The organism is Amycolatopsis sp. NPDC023774, from assembly GCF_040639695.1.
Lineage (GTDB): Bacteria > Actinomycetota > Actinomycetes > Mycobacteriales > Pseudonocardiaceae > Amycolatopsis.
In genome coordinates, this window is record NZ_JBFAAJ010000006.1 from 157,786 (window position 1) to 172,650 (window position 14,865).

At 71.9% G+C, this 14,865-nt stretch carries 14 protein-coding genes; 10 read left to right on the forward strand and 4 right to left on the reverse strand.

Annotation, left to right across the window (positions count from 1 at the left end; all coding sequences use genetic code 11):
- Together AB0F91_RS16925 and AB0F91_RS16930 are read left to right on the forward strand one after the other, a co-directional pair.
- On the forward strand, positions 1-825 hold the full coding sequence (locus tag AB0F91_RS16925) for a carbohydrate ABC transporter permease (RefSeq protein ID WP_360598448.1): 825 nt from the start codon (positions 1-3) through the stop codon (positions 823-825).
- Between the two features lie 68 nt (positions 826-893).
- A complete protein-coding gene (locus AB0F91_RS16930) occupies positions 894-2,627 on the forward strand; it encodes an IlvD/Edd family dehydratase (protein ID WP_360598449.1) in 1,734 nt (577 codons plus the stop codon).
- A 10-nt stretch (positions 2,628-2,637) separates the two neighbouring features.
- Here the strand turns inward: AB0F91_RS16930 and AB0F91_RS16935 are convergent, their stop codons facing one another.
- Positions 2,638-5,307, reverse strand: coding sequence for a LuxR C-terminal-related transcriptional regulator (locus AB0F91_RS16935; protein WP_360598450.1), 2,670 nt, complete (start codon positions 5,305-5,307; stop codon positions 2,638-2,640).
- Positions 5,308-5,474: 167 nt separating this feature from the next.
- Here AB0F91_RS16935 and AB0F91_RS16940 point away from each other — a divergent pair, with 167 nt between their 5' ends.
- The 7 genes from AB0F91_RS16940 to crcB (AB0F91_RS16970) all read left to right on the forward strand — a co-directional run bounded on the left by AB0F91_RS16940 (position 5,475) and on the right by crcB (AB0F91_RS16970) (position 10,661).
- On the forward strand, positions 5,475-6,806 hold the full coding sequence (locus AB0F91_RS16940; RefSeq protein WP_360598451.1) for an alginate lyase family protein: 1,332 nt from the start codon (positions 5,475-5,477) through the stop codon (positions 6,804-6,806).
- 116 nt (positions 6,807-6,922) lie between these two features.
- Complete coding sequence (locus AB0F91_RS16945) at positions 6,923-7,948, forward strand: 4Fe-4S binding protein (RefSeq protein ID WP_360598452.1); 1,026 nt, start codon at positions 6,923-6,925, stop codon at positions 7,946-7,948.
- A 95-nt stretch (positions 7,949-8,043) separates the two neighbouring features.
- Positions 8,044-8,325 carry an isoamylase early set domain-containing protein gene (locus AB0F91_RS16950; protein ID WP_360598453.1) on the forward strand — a complete coding sequence of 94 codons (282 nt, stop codon included), beginning with the start codon at positions 8,044-8,046 and terminating at the stop codon, positions 8,323-8,325.
- A 59-nt stretch (positions 8,326-8,384) separates the two neighbouring features.
- Positions 8,385-9,023, forward strand: coding sequence for a helix-turn-helix domain-containing protein (locus AB0F91_RS16955; protein WP_360598454.1), 639 nt, complete (start codon positions 8,385-8,387; stop codon positions 9,021-9,023).
- A 15-nt stretch (positions 9,024-9,038) separates the two neighbouring features.
- A complete protein-coding gene (locus AB0F91_RS16960) occupies positions 9,039-9,710 on the forward strand; it encodes an enoyl-CoA hydratase/isomerase family protein (RefSeq protein ID WP_360598455.1) in 672 nt (223 codons plus the stop codon).
- 121 nt (positions 9,711-9,831) lie between these two features.
- On the forward strand, positions 9,832-10,299 hold the full coding sequence (gene crcB, locus AB0F91_RS16965) for a fluoride efflux transporter CrcB (protein ID WP_360598456.1): 468 nt from the start codon (positions 9,832-9,834) through the stop codon (positions 10,297-10,299).
- Positions 10,296-10,661, forward strand: coding sequence for a fluoride efflux transporter CrcB (gene crcB / locus AB0F91_RS16970; RefSeq protein ID WP_360598457.1), 366 nt, complete (start codon positions 10,296-10,298; stop codon positions 10,659-10,661). The genes crcB (AB0F91_RS16965) and crcB (AB0F91_RS16970) overlap by 4 nt, the downstream gene beginning before the upstream one ends.
- A gap of 1 nt (position 10,662) precedes the next feature.
- On the opposite strand, the gene AB0F91_RS16975 is transcribed toward crcB (AB0F91_RS16970), so the two are convergent.
- The 3 genes from AB0F91_RS16975 to AB0F91_RS16985 all read right to left on the reverse strand — a co-directional run bounded on the left by AB0F91_RS16975 (position 10,663) and on the right by AB0F91_RS16985 (position 13,586).
- Positions 10,663-11,259: a class F sortase gene (locus tag AB0F91_RS16975; RefSeq protein ID WP_360598458.1), complete on the reverse strand. Its 597-nt coding sequence runs from the start codon at positions 11,257-11,259 to the stop codon at positions 10,663-10,665.
- Between the two features lie 4 nt (positions 11,260-11,263).
- Complete coding sequence (locus AB0F91_RS16980; protein ID WP_360598459.1) at positions 11,264-12,115, reverse strand: hypothetical protein; 852 nt, start codon at positions 12,113-12,115, stop codon at positions 11,264-11,266.
- A gap of 235 nt (positions 12,116-12,350) precedes the next feature.
- Positions 12,351-13,586, reverse strand: a complete 1,236-nt coding sequence (locus tag AB0F91_RS16985) for an alpha/beta fold hydrolase (protein ID WP_360598460.1) — start codon at positions 13,584-13,586, stop codon at positions 12,351-12,353.
- Positions 13,587-14,174: 588 nt separating this feature from the next.
- Here AB0F91_RS16985 and AB0F91_RS16990 point away from each other — a divergent pair.
- Positions 14,175-14,852 (forward strand): nucleotide disphospho-sugar-binding domain-containing protein, encoded by a 678-nt coding sequence (locus tag AB0F91_RS16990; RefSeq protein WP_360598461.1) that lies wholly within the window; start codon positions 14,175-14,177, stop codon positions 14,850-14,852.
- Positions 14,853-14,865: the final 13 nt, after the last annotated feature.

A 14,865-nucleotide genomic window follows, 5' to 3' on the forward strand; every position in this document is an offset into this window, starting at 1 on the left:
GTGGCGGGCCGGCGCTGGGGCCTGGTCGCGGGCTACGCGGCCGCGGGCGTCGTCGTGGTGGTCACGGTGGTGCCACTGCTGTTCGTGGTGCTCGGAGGCTTCCGCACCAACGGGCAGCTCAACACCGACCCGGCGGGCCTGCCGGGGCCGTGGGTCTGGGACAACTACCGCAGCGTGGTCACCTCACCGGGCTTCTGGCGGTTTCTCGGCAACAGCGCGCTGATCGGGGTGATCGCGACGGTGCTGGCCGTGGGCCTGGGTTCGATGGCGGCGTTCGCCTTGTCCCGCTACGCCTTCAAAGGCCGTGAAGCCGTGTATGTCCTGTTCACGCTCGGACTGCTGTTCCCGCTGGGCGTCGCCACGCTGCCGCTGTACCTGTGGCTGCGCCAGCTGGGGCTGCTGGAGAACCCGCTGGGCGTCGCGATCCCGGAGGCGGCGTTCTCGCTGCCGGTGACGATCGTGATCCTGCGGCCGTTCATGCACGCCGTGCCCGGGGAGCTCGAGGACGCGGCCGTGCTAGACGGCGCGAGCCGGCTCGGGTTCTTCTGGCGGATCATGCTGCCGCTCTCGGCGCCCGCACTCACCACGGTGGCGGTGCTCGCGTTCGTCACGAGCTGGAACGCCTACCTGCTGCCGCTGCTGGTGTTCAACGACAGCGCGCATTTCACGCTGCCACTGGGCGTGGCGACGTTCCAGTCGCAGTACTCGCAGGACACGGCGCGGGTGCTGGCGTTCACCGCGTTGTCGATGGTGCCGGCGCTGGGGTTCTTCGTGGTGGCGCAACGGCGGATCGTGGGTGGGCTGACCGGGTCGGTCAAGGGCTGATCACTTGCCCCGCCCCGCGGTCTGCGGTGGAGTGAGGAGGTACGGACCGTCGGCGGCAGGAGGTTCGCGTGGGTGAGCAGGCTGGAGAACGGCGCAGCGCGGCTTGGTTCGGGGCGTCGGGCCGCGCCGGGATGATCCACCGGTCGTGGATGCGGTCGCAGGGCTTCGGCCCGGACGTGTTCGACGGCCGGCCGGTGATCGGGATCGCGACCAGTGCGTCGGAACTCGCGCCGTGCAACGTGCACCTCACGCGCGTGGCCGAGGCGGTGAAGCGCGGCGTGTGGCAGGCCGGTGGGTTCCCGTTGGCGTTCCCCACGATGGCCACCGGCGAGACGCTCATGCGCCCCACCGCCATGCTCTATCGCAACCTGATGGCGATGGAGGTCGAGGAGCTCATCCGCGCCAACCCGCTCGACGGCGTGGTGCTGCTGTCCGGTTGCGACAAGACCACCCCGGCGATGCTGATGGGCGCGGCGAGCGTGGACCTGCCCGCGGTGATGGTGACCGGCGGGCCGATGCTCAACGGCAAGTTCCGCGGCGAGGACGTGGGGTCCGGCACGCACGTGTGGAAGTTCGAGGAGGAGCTCAAAGCCGGGCGCATGAGCCAGGAGGAGTGCTTCTTCGCCGAGGGCTGCATGGCGAGGTCCAACGGCCACTGCATGACCATGGGCACCGCGTCCACCATGGCGTGCCTCGCCGAGGCGCTCGGCATGCAGCTGCCCGGCTCGGCGACGTGGCCGGCCGTCGACGCGCGCCGCTTCGAAACGGCGCAGGCGGCGGGGCAGCGGATCGTGGCGTTGGTGGACGAACAGCTGCGGCCGTCGTCGATTCTCACGCGCGAGGCGTTCGAGAACGCGATCCGGGTGAACGCGGCCATCGGCGGTTCCACGAACGCGATCATCCACCTGCTGGCGCTCGCGGGCCGCGTCGGCGTGCCGCTGGAGATGGCGGACTTCGACGTGCTGGGCCGCGACGTCCCGACGCTCGTGAACCTCATGCCGTCGGGCAAGTTCCTGATGGAGGACTTCTGCTACGCCGGCGGCCTGCCCGTCGTCGTGCGGCGCTTGGCCGAAGCCGGCCTGCTGCATCCCGGCACGGTCACGGTGACCGGGAAGTCCTTGGCGGACAACGTGTCCGACGCCGAATGCTGGAACGACGAGGTGATCACCCCGGTGGCCGAACCGTTTCAGCCCACGGGCTCGGGCACGGCCGTGCTCACCGGGAACCTCGCTCCTGACGGCGCGGTGATCAAGCAGTCGGCCGCCTCGCCGGAGCTGCTCACGCACACCGGCCCGGCGCTGGTGTGCGATACCGCCGAGGACTACCACCGCGTCGCCGACGACCCGGACCTGGACGTCACCGCAGACACCGTGCTGGTGATCCGCGGCGCCGGCCCGAAGGGCTACCCGGGCATGCCGGAGGTCGCCAACGTGCCCCTGCCGGCCAAACTGCTCAAGGACGGCATCACCGACCTGGTGCGCATCTGCGACGGCCGCATGTCCGGCACCGGCTACGGCACGGTCGTGCTGCACGTCAGCCCGGAGTCCGCCGCGGGCGGCCCGCTCGCGCTGGTGCGCACGGGCGACCGGATCACCCTGGACACACCTGCCCGTTCGCTGACCCTGCACGTGCCGGACGAGGAGCTGGCGGCCCGCCGTGCGGAGTGGGAGGCACCGGAATCGCCTTATGCCAGCGGGTACACGTGGCTCTACACGCACCACGTGACCCAGGCGCACCAAGGCGCGGACTTCGACTTCCTGCACGGCACCCGTGGCCCGGGCGTTCCGCGCGATTCGCACTGACGGGGTCCGCTCACCCGTCGGCGGTTGTGCGGGTGAACCAGGCCGCCAGGGCGGACCGCGGACGGACGCCGAGTTTCGCGCGGATGCGTTCGAGGTGGGTCGCGACCGTGCGTGGGGCGATGCCGAGGCGGCGGGCGATCTGCTGGTTGGTGAGGCCGTCGGTGACGAGGGCGGCGACGGTGTGCTCCTGGGGCGTCAGGCGGCCGTGGCCGGTGGCGTGGAAGTGCGCGCTCGCGTCGAGGGCGTGGGCGACGGCTGCGGCGAGGGAGACGCGCGCGCCGGCCCGGGTGGCGGCGTGGGCGCGGCGTGGGTCGAGACCGGCGACGGCGGTCGCGGTCGCCTGCTGGACGCGGCGGCGCCACGCAGGTTCGGCGGCGGCGCCCAGGCCGCGGCGGACGGCGTCGGCGCAGGCGAACAGCCCCAGCGCGCGCTCGTGTTCGCCGCGGGCGGTCAGGACGATCGCGACGCCCTCGGTGAAGTACGGGACCTTCAACCCATCGGTGGGATTGGTGACGAGCAGCGCCTCCACGAACCGGGCCTCGGCCGTCGCGTGGTCGTGCGTGGCGAGGGCGAGCGAGCCGGCCGTGTGCAGCGCACTGGCGAGCCGGCCGGGTGTCGCGTGCGCGCGGGCGAGGGGGAGGGCTTCGGCGAGGACTTCGCGGGCGGTCGCGAGGTCGCCTGACTCGAGATCGGCCCAGGCGAGATCGTTGAGCAGCAAGGAGATCACGGCCGGGTCGGCGAGTTCGCGCGCGATCGTCAGCGCTTCGCGGTAACGCTCGTCCGCGCGCCGCCCCGACGCCCGCAGCCCGGCGGCGAGCAGGTCGAGGATCGACGCGACGCGCGCCTTTCGGTCCAAAGTGGACTCCAGTGCGAGGGCTTCCTCACCGAGGCGCAGCTGGTCGGCGTACCGGCCGGTGCGGTGCGCCGCTTTGCACAGGGCGGCGAGCAGCGATGCTTTGAGGTCCGGCCGGTCCTCGACGTGCGGCAGCGCGCCGCGCAGCAGTTCCTCGCTTTCGGCGAGGTTGCGGCCCAGCGCCAGCCACGACCGCGCGAGCCCGCACACCGGCACCGCGAGCCGGGCGTCGCCCCGCGCGGTGAGCCAGCCGACCGTGGCGAGCACGGGTTCGGCCCGCGCCACCAGCTTCCGGCAGAGCCCGTCCGGCAGCAGGAACGCCGTGAGGTGTGGCTCGATCTCCGCGACGAAGCAGGTGGCCAGCCGCTCGAACGCGGCGTCGGCACCGCCCGCCGCCTCGAGCTGCTCGCGGGCGAAGGCGCGGCCGGCCGCCCACAGGCGCAGGCCGGTCGTACCGTCGGCCGCCGGCTCGGGCACCAGCAGCGATGCCGCCACCAGCCGCTCCAGCACCTCGGGGCCGGCGCCCAGCACGGCCGCGAGCTCGGCGTCGAACGGCCCGGGCAGCACCGACAGCCGCTGCCACGCTTCCCGTTCGGCCGCTCCGAGCCGCCGGTGGTCGCGCTCCAGGTCCGCGCGCAGCGAACCTTTGCCGGGCGACAGGTCGAGTGCGGTCCGGAGGCCCTCCAGCGCCCCGGCCGGCCCCAGCAGCCGCACGCGCGGCGCGACCAGCTCGAGGGCTGCGGGCACGCCTTCGAGCACCCGGCACAGCTCAGCGACCTCGGCCGGGGTCACGGAGAAGAACGGGTCGAGCAGGTGGATCCGGTCCACCAGTACCCGCGCCGCATCGGCCGGCGCCAGCCCACGCAACGGCAGCACCTGCTCACCCTCGACCCCCAACACCACACGACTGGTCGCCACGATCCGCAGGTTTCGGTGTTCCCGCAGCAACCGCGTGACCAGCGCGGCGCACACCTCGGCCCGCCCCTCGCAGCCATCGAGCACGAGCAGGTCCCCGAACTCGGCGGGAATGCGCAGCGTGCTCGTATCGAGGAGCCGCTCGCGCTCGTCGGACGCGAGCGGTTGTGTGGGGTCGCCTGGGATGTCCGTGGTGTCGGTGCGGGTCTGGTGGCTGTGGTCGGGTGTGAGCGGTCGTGCGTTGGTGGGGGCGTTGATCGTGTTGGCGCGGGTCTGGTGGCCGCGGCCATCGGGAACGAGCGCCAGTCCGGGGGTGGCTGGGGCGCCGGCTGTGGTCGCGCCGGGCAGGCGATCACTCCGGTTGCGCACGAGTGGTTGGCCCGGGTTGTCCCGGACGTGGATCGTGCTCGCGCCAAGGCGGAGCGCGTCGTCGGGCGCGAGCGGCCGGCCGGCGTCGGAGGTGCTGCGGATCGTGCCTGTTTCAGGCAGGCGTTCGCGGCCGGGGCGAACCGGCGACCGCCCAAGCTCCGCCGCGCCGCCGGCTGTGGTCGGGTCGGTTTCGGCGTCGTTCTCTCCCTGCGCAGCCGGCTCCCCGGGCCTGGCCGGCACGAATTCCACCGTGGACACATCCACCCGGCACGCCCCATCCAGCTGCGCCGCCAGGCGAGACTTGCCAATGCCCCCGGGCCCGGTGATCGTGACCAGCCGGTGGTGGCTCAGCAGCCGTCGCAGGGTGGCGAGTTCCGTGGCGCGCCCGGGGCACCCCGCGCCGCCCGGGCGGGACCGCACCCGGCAGCGGTAGGCGCGCTGGCGGCAGGCGCCGGAGCAGAAGCGGGCACGGCGGCCGCCGGCGGGGCCGGGCGGCGCCGGCAGGGCAGCGCCGCAGCTGAGGCAGCGCGGGTCCGTCGGCATGGTCTGGACCCTAGGATCGCAACCGTAACGTCCGCCAGGGCCATTTAGGGCATCTGATTAGCAGTTTCGTAACGCAGGGCCGTGCTGCCGACTGGGCTCGACCCGTTCCACTGCCTACGTTGAGTTCACATATCTGCCAGCTATTCAGATACTTGAACGGAGTTGCGGTGTTGCCTCCTTCACGGTCCCGGTTCCGACTCTCACTGATCCTCGCCACCGTCGCCGGGCTGCTCGCCACCACCGCCGGTGCCGCCGGTGCCGCGCCCGCCCAGCAGCCGCCGCCTCAGGTGTGTTCGTTGCCGATCGCCTCGCTCGCCTGCCAGCCCGACACGGTCGTGCTCGACGGGGCACGGCTCACGAAGAACCGCATCGGGTTGCTGCTCGGTGACGGCACCCTTCGCACATCGCTGACCGACCTCCTCAAGCAGGCCGACGCGGCACTCACCAAGGGCCCGTGGACGGTCGTCGACAAGGAGCGCGTGCCGCCGAGCGGCGACAAGCACGACTACCTGAGTCTCGCGCCGTACTGGTGGCCCAGCCAGCCTGCGACGGCGGACAACCCGCAGGGCTGCCCGTACGTCCAGCGCGACGGCGTGCTCAACCCCGAGACCACCGCCGTGCCCGACAAAGCCGAGCGGCTCACCGCATTCAGCTCCATCTACCAGCTCTCCCTCGCCTGGTTCTACACGCGCAAGCCCGAGTACGCGCAGCGCGCGGCCCTCGACCTGCGCACCTGGTTCCTCGACGCGGCCACGAAGATGAACCCGAACCTGAACTTCGCGCAGGGCATCCCGTGCAAGAACGACGGCCGAGGCATCGGCATCATCGAGTTCGCCTACACCTTCACCCAGGTCCTCGACGCGGCGCGGATCCTCGACGCGGGCGCGCCCGGCTGGTCGAAGACCGATGCCACGGCGATGAAGGGCTGGTCGGCCGACTTCCTGACCTGGCTGCGCACGAGCAAGAACGGCACGGACGAAGCCGCCGAGACCAACAACCACGGCTCCTTCTACGACATGCTCTCCGCCGGCATCGCGCTCTACACCGGCGACAAATCGCTCACGAAGCAGATCGTCGCCACCGCGGAGAAAACCCGCCTCGACCACCAGATCGCGGCCGACGGCAGCCAGCCCGAGGAGTCGACGCGCACGCGCAGCTTCCACTACCACACGTTCAACCTCGTCGCGCTGACCCGCCTCGCGCAGATCGGCCGCCACGTCGGCGTGGACCTGTGGGCCTACCGGACCCCGGAGGGCGGCAGCCTGTTCAAGGCCGTCGACCACCTGCTGCCCGCCGCGACGGGCGGAGCGTCGCAGTGGCCGCTGCCCGACCTGAACTTCCTGCAGTACGCGGCGCTCGACAGCGTCCACGCCGCCGCCGACGCGGGTGACGCCCAGGCCAAGGCCGCGCTGCCGCACATCCCCGCCCCGCCGGGAGGTGATCTCTACCCGGTCCGCCCGGCCGCCGAGCAGCTCGACGACATCTCGGTCACCGGCTGAGCCCGGCGCCGCGGCGGGGCGCGCCCCGCCGCGGCAGGCGCGGTAGGCGCGGTCTTGTTATCGGACTCAGCACGTGGGAGGGTTGGTTGGAAATTCCTACCGATGGAGGACTCCTCGTGACCGAGCTGCCACGCAAACTCGCCGCCCACCCGTCGGTGCAGGCCGTGCTGGCGCGCGGCACCCGGCCGAAGCCCGGGCCGATCGACGCCGCGTGGTTGCGCGAGCTGGCGCTGGCAGCGGGCGCCGATGACGTCGCGGCCGTGTCGCTGGAGCACGCCGACCTGGCGGGGGAGCGGCCGCACGCGCTCGCCGCGCTGCCCGGCACCCGTACCCTGGTCTCCCTCGTCGTGCGGATGAACCGCGACAACGTGCGCACGCCGGCGCGCAGCGTCGCGAACCAGGAGTTCCACCGCAGCGGCGAGATCATCAACGAGGCGGCCCGCACGATCACCCGCGCGCTGCAGGACGCCGGCTACCGCGCGCTCAACCCGTCGGCGACCTTCCCGATGGAGATGGACGGTTTCCCCGGCCGGATCTGGGTGGTGGCGCACAAGACCGTGGCGGTCGCGGCCGGCCTCGGCGTGATGGGCCTGCACCGCAACGTGATCCATCCGAAGTTCGGCAACTTCGTCCTGCTGGCCACGCTGCTCGTTGACGCCGAGGTGACCGACTACGGCGAGGCGCTGGACTACAACCCCTGTGTGGAGTGCAAGCTGTGCGTGGCCGCGTGCCCGGTCGGCGCCATCGCCAAGACGGGCGAGTTCGACTGGGCGGCCTGCTCCACGCACAACTACCGCGAGTTCATGGGCGGGTTCACCGACTGGGTGGAAACCGTGGCCGACAGCGCGGACGGCGCGGAGTTCCGCGAGCGCGTCACCGATTCCGAGAACGCGTCGATGTGGCAAAGCCTTTCCTTCAAGGCGAACTACAAGGCGGCCTACTGCATGGCCGTGTGCCCGGCGGGTGAGGACGTGCTCGGGCCGTACCTCGAAGACCGTCGCGAGTTCATGCGCACGGTGCTGCGACCGTTGCAGGACAAGGAAGAAACGATCTACGTGACGCCGGGATCGGCCGCCAAGTCCCATGTGGAACGCCGGTTCCCGAACAAGAACGTGAAGGTGGTCCCCGGCCGCACGCCGTGAGTTCACCCGGACGGGCAGGCGGTTCGCGCGCCCGTGAGCGAGAACGCGTGGAACGCTTTTCGGCGAAACCAGCCGGAAAGTGAAGGGAAGCGCTCGTGATCAAGACCAGCCGAGGTGGCGGCGGGGTGCGGAAGGTGACGTTCGTCCTCCCGCTCGACACCCCGCCCGGGTCCGTCAGCGTGGTCGGCGACTTCAACGACTGGCAGCCCGGGCGTCACGAGCTGCGCAAGCGGTCCAACGGCACGCGCTCGGCCGCCGTCGAGGTGCGGCCCGGCGCGAGGCTGCGTTTCCGCTACCTCGCGACGGGCGGGCAGTGGCTCGACGACCCCGACGTGAGCACCCGAGACGGGCACGACTGCGTCTTCGTCGCCGAGTAAGGGAACCTGTGCTCCACAACACCGTTGTTGTGGAGCGCGTGTCCCTTACTCTCGAGTTCGTGCCCAGGCCGCGGATCCACGACCCCGAACGGCTGCTCGACGTTGCCGAGCGGCTCGTCGCCGACCGCGGTCCGGAAGAGGTCACCGCGCGCGGTCTCGCCCTCGCCGCGGGCGTGCCGAACAGCGCGATCTACCACAGCTTCGGCTCGCTGCCCGCGCTCGTCGGGCGGGCGTGGCTGCGGGCCGCGACCCACTTCGTCGACGTGCAGGAAGGCCTGGTCGACGCCGCTCTGGCCGAGGCGGGCCCGGTCGCGGCGGTCGTCGCCGCAGCCGACGCGCCGGCCGTCGTGGCGGGACAACGCCCGGATGCCGCACGGCTGATGATCACCGTCTCGCCCGACCGCGTGCTCGGCCCGCAGCTGCCCGACGAGGTCGCCGAGGCGCTGCACGCGCTGGACAAACGCCTGGTGCGCCTGCTCGTGCGCCTCGCGCGCGAGCTGTGGCAGCGCGGCGACGGCGTGGCCGTCGAGGTGATCACCACGTGCGTCGTCGACCTGCCGAGCGCGATCTACCGCCGTGAGCTGGCCGAAGGCCGCGTGGGCGAGGACAGCCGCCGCAGGCTCGCCGCCGCCGTCCGCGCGGTGCTCGCTCTGCCGCCGCCGAAACGGCGTTCGTCCCGCACCGCAACCACCGTCTGAAAAAGGGACCTCGCGATGACCGCACTGACCCACCACGAAGCCGTCTCCGTGCTCGGCTTCGGCGCCGACGAGAACCGGTTCTCACCCGCGTGGCTGGAGGAGGTGAACACCCACCTCGACACGGTCACGGCCGGCTCGGCACCCGCCGCGCTCGTGACCACGGGCAGCGGCAAGTTCTACTCCAACGGCCTCGACCTCGAGTGGCTGACCGCCCACGGTGACGAAGCCGGCAAGTACGTCACCGACGTCCACGACCTGCTCGCCCGTGCGCTCGCCCTGCCGGTGCCGACCGTCGCGGCGCTGAACGGGCACGCGTTCGGTGCCGGCGCGATGCTGGCCATGGCCCACGACTTCCGCGTGATGCGGACCGACCGCGGGTTCTTCTGCTTCCCCGAGGCCGACATCAACATCCCGTTCACACCCGGCATGGCCGCGCTCATCCAGGCCAAGCTCACGCCGGCCACGGCGATCGCGTCGATGACCACCGGGCGGCGCTTCGGCGGCCCGCAGGCCCGGGAGCTCGGCCTGGTCGACGCGACGGCCGACGAGGCCGCGCTGGTCAGCACGGCGACCGAGGTCGTCGCGCCGCTGGCGGGCAAGGACCGCGGCACGCTCGGGGCGATCAAGTCCACGATGTTCGCGCCCGCGTTGACGGCCCTGCGCACGCCGGCGGGCCTGGCCGGATAAGCTGCGCGCGCGGCGGTGGGGCTCGCCGCTTCGGGCCTTCCGGACAACCGCAGCGCTCGCTGCCGACAGTCCCTACTCGAACCGAGGGCGCTAGCATGCCCGCGTTGAGTAGGAGACGTCTGTGCCCGAATCACCTGGTTCCTCCCCGCGGACGCCGCTGTGGCGCCGAACGGCCGTGCGGGAGAACGCGCCGGTCCTCGCCGTGGTCGCCCTCGGCGGCGGCCTCGGCGCGCTCGCGCGGTACGGCCTCACGGAGCTGCTCCCCACCGCACCCGGGCACTTCCCGCTGGCGACGTTCCTGATCAACGTCACCGGCTGTTTCCTCATCGGGGTGCTCATGGTCGCGGTCACCGAGGCGTGGACCGCGCATCGGCTGGTGCGGCCGTTCCTGGGGGTCGGGATCCTGGGCGGCTACACCACGTTCTCGACCTACGTCGTCGAGATCCACGGGCTGCTGCGGCCGGGAACGGTCGGGCTCGCGTTCGGCTACCTCGCGGGCACGCTCGTGGCGGCGTTGCTCGCGGTGGTGGCGGGGATGGCGCTCGCGCGAAAGGCGTTTATCCGTCCGGAAAGGACGGTCGAGCCGTGATGGCGCTGCTCGTGTTCGTCGGCGCGGTGGTCGGCGCGCCGCTGCGTTACGTCACCGATCGCTTCGTGCAGGCTCGCCACCGCAGTGGGTTTCCGTGGGGCACGTTCACGGTTAACCTGGTGGGGTCACTGGTGCTGGGCTCGCTCGCCGGCGCCGGGTCCACATTGCCCGGCACCGTCTCGATTCTGGTGGGCACGGGGTTCTGCGGGGCGCTGACGACGTACAGCACTTTCGGCTACGAGACCGTACGCCTGCTCGAGCGGCGGGCGTACGGTCTCGCGGTGGCCAACGTGGTGCTGAGCGTCGTCGCGGGGCTGGGCGCGGCCACGCTCGGGTACGCGGTGGTCGGCGCGCTCGTCTGAGTTACGGGGCGAGGTTCGCGTAGACCACGATGTTGTCCTCGTAGCTGTGCTCGGCGTGGTCGAACACGCCGCCGCAGGTGATCAGGCGGAGCTCCGGTTTGGTGCTGTTGCTGTAGACGGCGTCCTGGGGGAACTGGTCCTTGGGGACCTGCGTCAGGTGGTCGACGGTGAACTTCAGCTTCTTGCCGTCGCTGCGGTCGATGTCCACCTCGTCGCCGGGCACGAGGTCCTTGAGCTTGTAGAAGATACCCGGCTTCTTGTCGCCGTCCACGTGACCGAGAACGACGGCCGGGCCGACTTCGCCGGGTACGGGGGAGAGGCGGTACCACGCGGCCTGCATCGGCGTTTTCACCGAGGGCACGGAGATCTTGCCTTCGAGGTTGACCGCGACGGAGACCAGGCTGGACTTCGCGCCGATCTTCGGGATGCTCACCGACGTCGGGCGCAGGCCCTTGAACGGTTTCGTGACCGGGACGCTGCTCGGGGCCGGTTTGGCCGCGGCGGCCGGTGCCGGGGTGGGCGAAGAACCGCAGCCGGCCAGCACGGCGATGACGGCCAGCGCCGAGGCTGCTGCCGCCGCGAGCTTGGTTCGCTTCATCGGCTCAGAACCAGAACCGCGCGGTGCCGCCGAAGCCGGTCTCGACGCCGCCCTGGGGTGCGTAGCGGACCTGGACCGCCGGGCGGGTGAGGACGGGTGCCGGCGTCGTCTGCGTGGTGTCCGGAGTGGACGTGGAGCCGGGCGGGCTGCTGGCGGAGGTCGTCGTGTCGCTGGTCGTCGGAGTCTCGCTGGTGTCCGAAGTGGGCGGTGTGACCTGTTCGAAGGACACGTCGCCGTGGCCTTCCTGGCCGTCGCAGGTCCAGCTGAACGGCGCGGTCGTGCCGGTGAACCCGTCGACCACGCGCACGTCGTAGTTCCAGTAGCGGCCGTCGGCGCCGTCCTGGTCCGGACCGGCGGTCACGGTGAGGCCGACGGTGGCGACGTTCCCGGGCGCGCCGGACGCGCAGGCGATGACCAGCACGCCTTCACCACCGAGGCCGACGAAGCCGTGGCCGGCGTTGTTGGTGTACGAGTCGGTGGGGGCGGAGGTATCCGTGGTCTCGGCGGCGTCCTGGTCGGTTTCGGAGCCTTCGGACTCTTCGGCGGCGCGGGGCTTCGCGGCGGCCGGGGCGCGTCGGCCCTCGGTGGTCTGTACCTCGGGGCCGGCAGGCGTCTCGATAGCGCCGGTGGTACTCGGCGCAGGGGCGGACGCAGGGGTGCTCGCGTCGCCGGTCGTGGTCTCGGAAGTGCTGGAGTCCGATGTGGCCGGTGCCGGCGGGTCCGTCGACTCGGACGTCGCGGTGGTCTCGACCGGCGTGGTGGGGTCGTCCTGCGCGAAGGCGGCCGGCGCGGACGCGAGCGTGAGGGCGGCGCCGGCGAGCACGGCACCTGCGAGACGGCCCAGCGGTTTCTTCACGGCGACTCCCTGCTGCGACAGTGCCCGACGTTGGGCAATGGCGGGATTCTGCCGCAGAAAAGCGTCGAAGGGAAATGATTCCCGGGTGGGAAAATCCACGCTCGAATTCTGTAAAGTTCCGCGCTTCCGGGCCGATGAAATTGCTCTGGTGTGGTCTCAGGAAACGACCTGATAACGAAACCGATCGTAACACGCCCACCATTCCCTAGCGCTATCCGGCACTTCTTTTCGATCTTCAGGCGCGGCCGCGCACGAGGTCGATCAGCCGGCCGAGCACGTGCTCGCCCGCCGCGCGCAGGCCGTTGTGCTCGTATTCGTTCGTGACCCACGGGCGCATCGCCGGGATCAGCCGGGCGGTTTCTTCGGAGAACCGGCGGTCCACATACGCGTCCTCGACGTAGATCGCGGCGGCGCACGGCACTTCGCAGGTTCGCAGCACGTCGGCGTCGTAGAGGCGCGGCCACTCGCGCTCGGCGAGCAGCTCGGCGGCTTCGCGCAGCGGGGCGAAGCCGGGCAGGTCGGTGAACACCGAGGGGAAGACGTGCTCGCCGGTGAAGAGCGTGACGTCGTCGTCGTACTCCGCCGGGCGCGTGCGCTCGGCCGACCAGCGGGTGGCGTGGCCGTCGGCGTAGCAGGCCTCGTGGATCACCGCGTACAGCGGGTTGCGCGCCGAGAACGGCAGCGTCGCCGCGACGTCGTGGGCGAAAGCCGGGGAGCCGGGGTCGCGCTCCAGCAGGTAGTGCAGCGTCTCGGCGCCCTCGCTCGAGCCGAGGACGTGGCCGAGCTGGCGGAACAGGCGTGACGTGATCGGTGTGCCGTCGGGCAGCGCGAGCTCGCCGGCGTCGAGGCGCGTGTGCAGCTTCCGCACGCGCTCACGGTCTCCGGGGTAGCGCAGGTAGTAGCGGCGGTTGCGCTCCAGCAGCGTCGCGTACGTCGCCTTGTACACCTCGTCGGGGTGGCGGTCGACGGGCGGCAGGCCGCCGGTGAAGAACGCTTCCCGCAGGCCCTGCGGCGCTTGCGAGAGGTAGGCGAGCGCGGTGAACCCGCCGAACGACTGGCCCAGCACGCTCCACTGCGCCACGCCCAGCCGCTGCCGGATCAGCTCCGCGTCCCGCACGATCGAGTCGGCGCGGAAGTGCGCGAGGTACTCCGCCTGCTCGGCGGGCGTGCGCCCCGGCAACGTGCCGACGGGGGTGGAGTTGCCGGTGCCACGCTGGTCCAGCAGCAGCACCCGGTAGTCCCGCAGCGCCCGCCCCAGCCACCCCGAGGCACCGCCCGTCGGCCGCGGCGCCTCGTGCCCGGGGCCACCCTGCAGGAACACGAGGAACGGCCGCTCCTCCCCGCCGCCCGGCTCCGCGACCTCCCGCGCGAACACGGTGATGCGCTCGCCGCCGGGCTCGCCGTGATCCAACGGGACGTCGAACTCGTGCTCGCTGAGGACCAGACCGGGGACGCGCACAGAGGTAGGCATGGGGTCGATCAAAGCACGCCCGAGCCGGCGGGGTGGGTGGATTTCGGCGGGCTACTCCGCGTGGCCGTCCGCGTGGTCGCGGCGCTCGGGACGGCGCGAGTGGTCCACCCGCGCCGCTGCCGCCGCGCGAGTGGTCGTGTGGCGGGCTTCGGCGATGTGCGGCTGTGGGGGTCGCACAGCAACGACGGCGCTGCGGGGCCGTTCGTGATCGGGTGTGGCGCGGCGGAGGATTGGGTGAGGGGGCCGTGCGTGATGGGGTGTGTGGCGCGGCGGAGTTGCTGGCGGAGGATCGGGTGAGGGGGCCGTGCGTGATGGGGTGTGTGGCGCGGCGGAGTTGCTGGCGGAGGATCGGGTGAGGGGACTGCTCGCGCGGTTGCTGCGGCGCGAGGATCCCGTCGTGGTGTTGGTGATGTGCGAATGGGCGGTCCGTGCGGCGTTCCCGTGGCGAGTGGTCCGGTTGCGTTGGCAGCGTGGCGGCGACCCGGCGCAGAAACCACCTTCGCGGTGCACGCAGGCCGAGCGGCGCCCCGCGGCCGCCCGACCTCCGGCCGGACAACGAGGCGTTGGTCCGGTTCCCGACGCGCTTGCATGAGTTCTCGCCAGCAGGGCCTGTCCGCGCCGCTGATGCCGATGGCGGCCCCGTCGGTGCCGTTGACGCTGGTGTTCGTGCCGGCCGTGTTCCAGAACGCGGCGGAGACGTTCGACGAGACCTACCGGTTCGTGGGCCCGGCGGTGCGTGCCGGGGAATGGGCGCCGCCGGCCGCGCAGCCGGTGCTGCTCGTGTCGCTGGGTACGGCGTTCACCGACCGGCCGGACGTGTTCCGTGCGTGCGCACAGGCCTTCGCCGCAACGGAGTGGCACGTGGTGATGTCGCTCGGCCGCACGGATCCCACGCTGCTGGGCGGGCCGCCGCCGAACGTCGAGGCGCTGCCGTCGGTGCCGCAGCAGGCGGTGCTGGGCCACGCGACCGCGTTCGTCACCCACGCCGGCATGAACTCGATCATGGAGGCGCTTTCGCGAGCCGTGCCGCTGATGACGCTGCCCCAGATGCCCGAGCAGGCCCTCAACGCCCGCCGCGTGCGGGAGCTGGGCCTCGGCGAGGTGCTCGACTCCGAGGTCCGCACCCCGGAGCTCGTGCGCGAGACGGTGCTGCGCGTCGCCGGCAACGCGGGCGTGCACGACCGGCTGGCCCGGCTGGCCGAGGAGATCACCGCCGCCGGTGGTGCCGCCGCGGCGGCCGACGCCGTGCTGGGCCTGCTGGGCTGACCGTCCACAAGGG